The organism is Sinomonas sp. G460-2 (assembly GCF_047759905.1).
Classification (GTDB): domain Bacteria; phylum Actinomycetota; class Actinomycetes; order Actinomycetales; family Micrococcaceae; genus Sinomonas.
In genome coordinates, this window is the sequence record NZ_JBKZWT010000261.1 from 1 (window position 1) to 5105 (window position 5105).

At 70.4% G+C, this 5105-nt stretch carries 4 protein-coding genes and 1 pseudogene; 1 reads left to right on the plus strand and 4 read right to left on the minus strand.

The window, feature by feature from the left end; translation table 11 throughout:
• From ACLN58_RS17485 to ACLN58_RS17495, 3 genes and pseudogenes are all read right to left on the minus strand, one after another.
• Positions 1 to 639, minus strand: a pseudogene (locus ACLN58_RS17485) (hydroxymethylglutaryl-CoA lyase); the annotation flags it as partial.
• Positions 636 to 1904, minus strand: coding sequence for a CaiB/BaiF CoA transferase family protein (locus ACLN58_RS17490; RefSeq protein WP_415856522.1), 1269 nt, complete (start codon positions 1902 to 1904; stop codon positions 636 to 638). The pseudogene ACLN58_RS17485 and the gene ACLN58_RS17490, both read right to left, overlap by 4 nt.
• Before the next feature lie 93 nt (positions 1905 to 1997).
• Positions 1998 to 2843 carry an IclR family transcriptional regulator gene (locus tag ACLN58_RS17495; protein WP_415856523.1) on the minus strand — a complete coding sequence of 282 codons (846 nt, stop codon included), beginning with the start codon at positions 2841 to 2843 and terminating at the stop codon, positions 1998 to 2000.
• 217 nt (positions 2844 to 3060) lie between these two features.
• Here ACLN58_RS17495 and ACLN58_RS17500 point away from each other — a divergent pair, with 217 nt between their 5' ends.
• A complete protein-coding gene (locus tag ACLN58_RS17500) occupies positions 3061 to 4449 on the plus strand; it encodes an MFS transporter (protein ID WP_415856524.1) in 1389 nt (462 codons plus the stop codon).
• Between the two features lie 6 nt (positions 4450 to 4455).
• Here the strand turns inward: ACLN58_RS17500 and ACLN58_RS17505 are convergent.
• A partial coding sequence (locus ACLN58_RS17505) for a CynX/NimT family MFS transporter (protein ID WP_415856525.1) occupies positions 4456 to 5105 on the minus strand: 650 nt, incomplete at its 5' end.

Sequence of the window (5105 nt, forward strand, 5' to 3'; positions counted from 1 at the left end):
GTGGAACACGATCCGCCGCGCCGGGGTCTCCGCGGCGACCCGGGAGACGAGGTCCGCGACCTGCCCGGGGAACGCCTGGCCCAGCGTGTCGCAGATGACGACGTCGTCCGCGCCCTGCGCCCGCGCGTCGTTCGCGATGTCGATGACCCGCTGCGGATCGACCGGCCCGTCGAACGGGCACGTGAAGGAGGTCGCGATGCACAGCTGGATCCGGCCGCCCGCCTCCTTCGCGAGGGCGATCGCGTCCGGCATGGCCGCGAGGCTCGCCTCCGTGCTCCGCCCGATGTTCGCGAGGTTGTGCGCATCCGAGGCGGAGAAGCAGTACTGGACGTTGCGGGCGCCCGCGGCGATGGCCTTCTCGACGTGCCGCGGCGTCGCGACCCAGATCCAGCAGCGCTCGAGCTCCTCCGGCGTGAGGCCCGCGACGACGTCGAGCGTGTTGGCCATGGGCGGGACGAGGTCGGGCCGGGCCATGGAGCCGATCTCGAGCTCGGGCACGCCGAGGCGCAGCAGCTCGCGGGCCAGGCCGATCTTGTAGTCGGTGGAAAGCAGCTTCCCCGTGAGCTGGAGCCCGTCGCGGAGCGTGACGTCCCGCAGGAGGGGGCCGCGGGAGGGTCCCTGGGCGAATTCGTAGGTCACAGAAGCACTCCTTCGGCGGGCGTTCCTTCGGTCTGCGCGATCGTGGCGTCGACCTGCTCCTCGCTCATGCCGAGGACGTCGGCGAGCACCGTGCGCGTGTGCTCCCCCAAGTCGGGTCCGAGGCTGCGGATCGGGAGCGACTGGCCGCCGATCACGGGGACGATGCCCGGGAAGCCGACGTTCTCGAGCACCTCCTCGCCGGTCGAGACCGGGAGGCGCTGGATCATGTTCCGAGCCGCGTACTGCTCGTCGCGGCAGATGTCCGCCGCGGTGTAGATCGGCCCGCTCGGGACCCCAGCCGCGTCGAGGATCCCGAGCGCCTGGGCCTGCGTGTGGCGCGCGGTCCACGCGCCGATGGCCGCGTCGAGCTCCTCGCGGCGCGCCCACCGCGCGTCGTTGTTCGCGAGCTCGGGATCGTCGGCGAGGTCCGGCCGCTCGATGACCCGCATGTAGCGCTGGAAGATCGAGTCGCCGTTGCCGGCGACGACGATGCTCGCCCCATCGCTGCACACATACGCGTTCGACGGCGCGATCCCCTCCATGCGCCCGCCCGTCCGTTCGCGCTTGAGGCCGTACGCCTCGTAGTCCGGGACGAGGGACTCCATCATCGAGAGCATCGCCTCGTTGAGCGCGACGTCGATGACGCGCTCCCCGAGGACGACGGCGGGTTGGCCGGCCCCGCGGCGCGTCTCGCGCTGGTAGAGAGCCATGACCGAGCCGAACGCCGCGTACAGGCCCGCGATCGAGTCGCCGATCGAGACCCCGACGCGAACGGGCGGGCGGTCGGGGTCGCCCACGAGCTCGCGGAAGCCGCCGACGGCCTCGGCGACGGCCGCGAAGCCGGGCCGCGGCGAGAGCGGCCCGGTCTGGCCGAACGCGGAGACGCGCGTGATGATGAGCTCGGGGTTCGCCTCGTTGAGGACGTCAGGGCCCAAGCCCCACTTCTCGAGCGTTCCCGGCCGGAAGTTCTCGAGCAGGATGTCGCTGTGCCGCGCGAGCGCGAGGATGAGCTTGCGGCCGGCCTCGGTCTTGAGGTCGAGGACGATCGACTTCTTGTTGCGGTTGATCGTCCGGTAGAGCATCGACGTCGTGCCGGTCTGGAGGCGCCAGTTCCGCAGCTCATCGCCCGTTCGGGGCCGCTCGACCTTGATGACCTCGGCCCCGAAGTCGGCGAGCAGTCGTCCGGCGGTCGGGGCCGCGATGTAGTTGCCGAGTTCCAGTACGCGGACTCCGGCGAGCGGGGCGATCTCGTGGTCTTCGTGCATGGTGCTCCCTTGCGCAGGCTTTCCTACATTATGAGCAGCAACCCACAAAGTGGGCAAGTCCCATCGATCACCCGCGGCCGGCGACCCGCGAGGTCAGCGCGGGAGCCGACCGCCGATGAGGCGCGTGGCCTGCTCCGCCGCCGCCACGAGCGGATCGATCCACGCCCGGCACTTCTCCGGGGTGACGCGCAGCGACGGCCCGCTGATGCCGAGCGCCCCCATGAGGTCCCCCATCGAGTCGAAGACGGGCGCCGCGAGTCCCGTGGCACCCTCGTCGCGCTCGTCGGACGTCATGGCGTAGCCGTCGCGCCGCGTCTGGTCGACGTCCGCTCGCAGCTTGGCCGGATCGGTGATCGTGTGCTCGGTGAGGCGCTCGAGCGTCGCCGAGAGGGCGGCGGCCGCAGCCTCGGGATTCCACGCCATGATGACGCGCCCCGCGGAGCCCGCATGGAGCGGGAGGATCTTCCCGACGTGCATCTCGCGGCGCAGGCCGTGACGGGTCTCTGCCATGGCGACGCACACGCGGAATCCCTCCTCGAGGCGGAACAGGGTGACCGTCTCCCCCGTCGCGTCGCGAAGCCCCTCGAGCACGGGCTTGACGATCTCGAGCTCGTCGAGACCGCGCGTCGCGGGCGCCGCCCAGTACGCGAACTTGACCCCGATCCGCACGCGGTCGCCCTCTCGGTCGAGGAACTCTTCCGCGACGAGATTCGCGACGAGCCGCTGGACGGTCGAGGTCGGGTAGCCCGTCGCGGCACGGATCTCCGAGAGCGTCAGGGCAGGGCGGGAGAGCGTGAAGGAGTCGAGGATGCCACGGATCTTCCCCAGGACGAGCAGCGGCTTGACGCCACCCGAGAGCTCTCGGGCCCCGTCCCGACGCGCGGGAGGCTCGGTCCCACCCTCCTCGTCGTCCCAGGCTTCCGGGCCGGATGCGGTCACGGCGGACCCCTTTACTGTCGAAGCTGTCCTCTTGCGGAGTCTAGTCGGCCCGCGCAGGAGCCATTCGGGCCGTTCCGGGAAAGGGTCTACCCATCGCGTGTGACGTGGGCTATATTCGTCCATGGCTTCACATCGTGGTTATCTAACCACTCTGTAGGTCGGCGGACATCGGGTCCGGACGGCCTTGGCCGATGGCCAGTCTTCAAAGGAGAAAACCATGGCGTCAGTGCCATCCACTACCGCGCAGGCGGGCAGCGTCGGGTTCGCCCTCGACCGCCTGCCCGTGGGCAGGGTCCATTGGAGGGTCGTCGTCGCCGTCGGCCTCGGACTCTTCTTCGATATGTACGAGGTCTTCCTCTCAGGCACGATGAACGTCGCGCTCGGCAAGGACTTCCATCTCTCCGGGCTCGAGCTCAAGCTCCTGCTCGCCTCGGCGTTCCTCGGGATGTTCCTCGGTGCGGCCACCCTCGGGCGCCTCGCGGACCGCCTCGGGCGGCGCAAGGCGTTCCTCTTCAACCTCGCGTGGTACTCCGTGTGGTCGATCGTGGGGGCCTTCTCCCCGAACGCGTGGTTCCTCGTGTTCGCCCGGTTCATGGCGGGCATCGGCGTCGGCGCCGAATACCCCGTCGCGGACGCGTACCTCTCCGACGTCCTCCCGAAGGACAAGCGCGGCCGCCTCGCCACCTGGGCCTACACGGCGTCGTTCGTCGCCGTCCCGGTGGTGGGCTTCCTGGCCCTGGGGCTCAACGGCACGGCCTTCCTCGGCGTGTCCGGCTGGCGGTGGCTCCTCGCCCTCGGAGGTGTGGGCGCCGTCGTCGTTCTCTTCCTCCGCCGCTCCCTCCCGGAGTCGCCGCGCTGGCTCGAGAGCGCTGGCCGGAAGCAGGAGGCCGTCGCGGCGCTCGAAGTCTTCGCCCAGGGATCCGGCGTGAGTGTCGGCGAGCCTGAGTCGGCGGCGCCTGCCCACGAGGCCCCGGCCGCCGCGGCCCTCGACGCGAAGCGCAGCCTCGCGCGCCTCGCCAAGGCGCCCTACCGGAACCGCCTCGTGATGCTTGTGGTCTTCCACCTGTTCCAGACGTTCGGCTACTACGGCTTCGGAACGCTCGCCGCTACCGTCCTCGTGGCGAGCGGGCACACCGTCACGAACTCGCTCCTCTTCACGGCGCTGTCTTTCCTCGGCTACCCGATCGGCTCGCTCCTGTCCACGCCGCTCATCGCGAAGTTCGAGCGCAAGCACCTGCTCATCGCGTCGATCCTGGCCCTCGGGGCGAGCGGCGTGGCGTTCTCCGTCTCGCAGTCCGACGTTCTCATCGTGGTGTTCGGGTTCCTCACGACGCTCATCAGCAACGTGTTCTCGAACGTCTTCCACATCTACCAGGCCGAGATCTTCCCGACCGCGCTGCGGGCCACGGCCGTCGGCTGGACGTACTCGCTCTCGCGGATCTCGAGCGGTGCCCTGCCGTTCGTCCTGCTCCCCGTGCTGGACGCCTTCGGTGCGCTCTCGATGTTCAGCGTGGTCGCGGTCGCGCTGCTCATCGTTGCGGCCACGGTGGCCGCGATCGGTCCGCTCACCACCCGCAAGAGCCTCGCCGAGATCAACCCAGTCTGAGGCGTCTCAGCCCTTCCTGCCCGCCGCGGCATCGACGCTGGGCGGGGTCCCCTCGCGGGGGCCCCGCCCGGCGTCGTGCGTGCGGATCGCCGCGAGGCCGCACACGGCCATGACGACGACGGCCCCCAGGACCAGCAGGAACGGCGCCGTCCAGCCGCCCGCGGCATCGCGCAGAAAGCCCATGAGGATGGGCCCGGTCGAGGCGAAGCCGTAGCCGACCGACTGGATGAACGCCGTCATGCGCCGGTTCTCGTCGAGGGTGCGGGCGCGCTGGATGACCACCGTGAAGAGGACCGTGAACGTGCCACCCTGGGCTACCCCGCCGAGCACGGCCCACAGGGGCCAGAGATCGGCCGCGACCAGGAGCCCGGCGGGCAGGATCACCCAGCAGACCGCCACGACGAGGAAGAGGGCCTGCGGGCCCCACCCCAGCACGCGGGAGAGCGCGGGAATGAGCAGCGGGCCCACGATCGCGAAGAGCTGGAAGAGGCTCGCCGCGAAGCCGGCCTCGGACGGCGTCATGCCCCGGGTCTGGACGAGGAACGTGGGAAGCCACAGCGTGATCGCGTAGTAGCCCAGATTGTGCAGCGCGAACGCGACCGTGAAGAAGCGCATCATGCGCCGGTTGGCCGGGCTCAGCTTGGCGGCCGGGACGG